Origin of the sequence: Streptomyces sp. NPDC002130 (assembly GCF_040296465.1) — a bacterium.
Classification (GTDB): domain Bacteria; phylum Actinomycetota; class Actinomycetes; order Streptomycetales; family Streptomycetaceae; genus Streptomyces.
Genome location: NZ_JBEOXI010000593.1, coordinates 1 through 2,230 on the forward strand (window position 1 = coordinate 1; position 2,230 = coordinate 2,230).

At 60.0% G+C, this 2,230-nt stretch carries 2 protein-coding genes and 1 pseudogene; 2 read left to right on the forward strand and 1 reads right to left on the reverse strand.

The window, feature by feature from the left end; genetic code table 11:
- Positions 1-81: pseudogene (locus ABT116_RS43245) on the reverse strand (CoA transferase); the annotation flags it as partial.
- Positions 82-94: 13 nt separating this feature from the next.
- Between ABT116_RS43245 and ABT116_RS43250 the strand changes: the two are divergent.
- Both ABT116_RS43250 and ABT116_RS43255 read left to right on the forward strand, forming a co-directional pair.
- Positions 95-616 (forward strand): peptidase dimerization domain-containing protein, encoded by a 522-nt coding sequence (locus tag ABT116_RS43250; RefSeq protein ID WP_351646241.1) that lies wholly within the window; start codon positions 95-97, stop codon positions 614-616.
- 286 nt (positions 617-902) lie between these two features.
- Positions 903-1,484, forward strand: a complete 582-nt coding sequence (locus ABT116_RS43255; protein WP_037132137.1) for a hypothetical protein — start codon at positions 903-905, stop codon at positions 1,482-1,484.
- Positions 1,485-2,230 lie beyond the last annotated feature (746 nt).

Sequence of the window (2,230 nt, forward strand, 5' to 3'; positions counted from 1 at the left end):
GGCGTCGACGACCTGGCCGGTGCCGGTCGCGCGGGCGTGGTGGAGGGCCGCGAGGACGCCGACGACGAGGTAGAGGGCGCCGAAGGAGACCGCGGTGGTTACCGTTGGGCGGCTCAACGCCGGCACAAAGAACAACATCATCCCTGACAGCGCGGAGCTTGGCCTGACCATTCGCTCCTACAGTGAGGATGTGCGGGAGCGTATGTTGGCTGCGATCGAGCGCATCGTGAGTGCCGAGGCGGCAGCGTCCGGAGCGCCGGATCCTGTGATCGTGCGGGCGGAGTCTTTTCCCGTTACGGTCAATGGAGACAATGCTACTGAGCGCACGATGGTCGCGTTCCGGTCGGCGTTCGGCGACGACACGGTCTTTGACCCCGGGCAGGTCTCGGGAAGCGAGGATGTCGGTTTGCTCGCTACTGCTGCGAGTGCGCCGTTGGTCTACTGGATTCTCGGGGGTACGCACCCGGCAACGTATCGGGCCGCTGCGGAGGCAGGGAGCATCGACCGCGATATCCCATCGAACCACTCGGCCTATTTCGCTCCGGAAGTTCAACCGACACTTAACCGTGGGGTCGCTGCCTTGGTGATCGCCACTCGGGAGTGGTTGCGAGTCTGAGCCTGGTCGAGGGCCACACGCACGCGTCTTCACCGCCAAGACGACGAAGTTAGTCGGACCGACGGCGTAACTGTGCACATGATCGTCGCCGTCGACGTTTCGTACTCAACCCGCCCATCTAGATCTGATTGTCTACACGGGAATCGTGGGCAAGGCGCATGATCGACTCTATGAATCCAGTCGGTTGCCGACATTCTGATCTTGAGCTTCGCCGTTCAGCCGGATATGGACGCGATCATTGACAGTTTCGCCCAGTCCTATTTCGCTGAACGGCTATGGTCGGTCCATGCTTATTGCACGGATGCAAATACTAGGACTGATTGTGGGTCCGGCGATTTTTGGGCTTTCGCCGCTGTTCTGGAACGACGGGCATTACGGAGTGGTCGGTGGCATGCTCATCGCTGTATCGACCGTGCCGTGGGTGTTCGGGCTCCTAGGTGAGTACGAGAAGCTGCGTGCCCCCTTCCCGGTTGTGTCTGGGCTGTGGTTCTTGCTGGTGCTGGTAGGCATGTTCGGGACTGTCGCGTTCGGGCTGCAAGGTTTCTTCGAGGGTGTCTTCGGCGTCGACGACAGTTCGGCACTAGCGTCGTTCGCCGGCTACCCGACGGCCGGCACAATCATGTTGCTGCTCGCGGGGCCGACCTTTCCCTTCGCGCTTGTTGTGTTTGGAACCATGCAGTGGCGTGCCCGCACGGTTCCGCCGGCCTGCGCTGTCCTAGTGCTCATCGCGGCGGTTGCGTTCCCGATCGCCCGAGCTACGCGTGAGGTGCCCGTAGCAATCGTCGCCGACCTCGTGATGGTAGCAGCGTTCTGCGGAGTGGCGTGGTATGCGTGGACAAGGCAGATCGCCGCCGTCGACAACTCTTGACTCTGTATTAGTAAGTGACCGAATTATTCTGTACTGCAATATGATACGAAATGCGAGGTGCCGCGATCATATCGGTGTTCTTGTCGGGTTAGGCAGGACTTGATGAGTCACCCTGACTGCCAGTGAAAGCTGTCCAATCGGTGCCATCAAGACGATCTTAGTGAGGACGGAAGGTGTCAGGTGTTCGCGATCGTCAGTGTCGACACAGGCGCTCGCACCGCAATCACGCGGGTGATCACTACTCGCAGCATCGTGCTTTCCGGTTTTCCTCGTTCACCTCCTTACCACGGAATCAGGTCATCTAGTCGTCTGGCAGCCAGACAGGCACCATATTCTCGAAGACAGCTAGCGGTCGTCGGGCGTGGAGAACGATTCGGCACAAACCAGCGGTTGATGTGGGATCTCAAACGCCGCCTCGCTGAAGTGGCGCGGTTGGGGAAACCCGATCTGCTTTCGCTCACCTGGACTTAGGCACTGACCTTGACAACGAAAGGATTCAAGCCTTTGACCGCACAGACGTATGTCGTCGTTGCCGAACTAGATGTTGCGGGTACGGACGTTGATGACGCGGGACTGAAGTAGACGGGCTGGTCCTCGGCGCGAGAATAGGAATTGCGACATAGCCGTTCTCGACCAAGAAGGACCAGCCCTGTGACACACCGTAATGCCCCACTCACCGTCGAGGGAAGACGACGCCTGATCGAGCGGTGTCACGACCGCCCGATCGCCCACGTCGCCGCCGAAAT

Bases quoted from the DNA above. Each gene is read 5' to 3' on its own strand.
- ABT116_RS43255 (WP_037132137.1), top strand. From the start codon at position 903: ATGCTTATTGCACGGATGCAAATACTAGGACTGATTGTGGGTCCGGCG.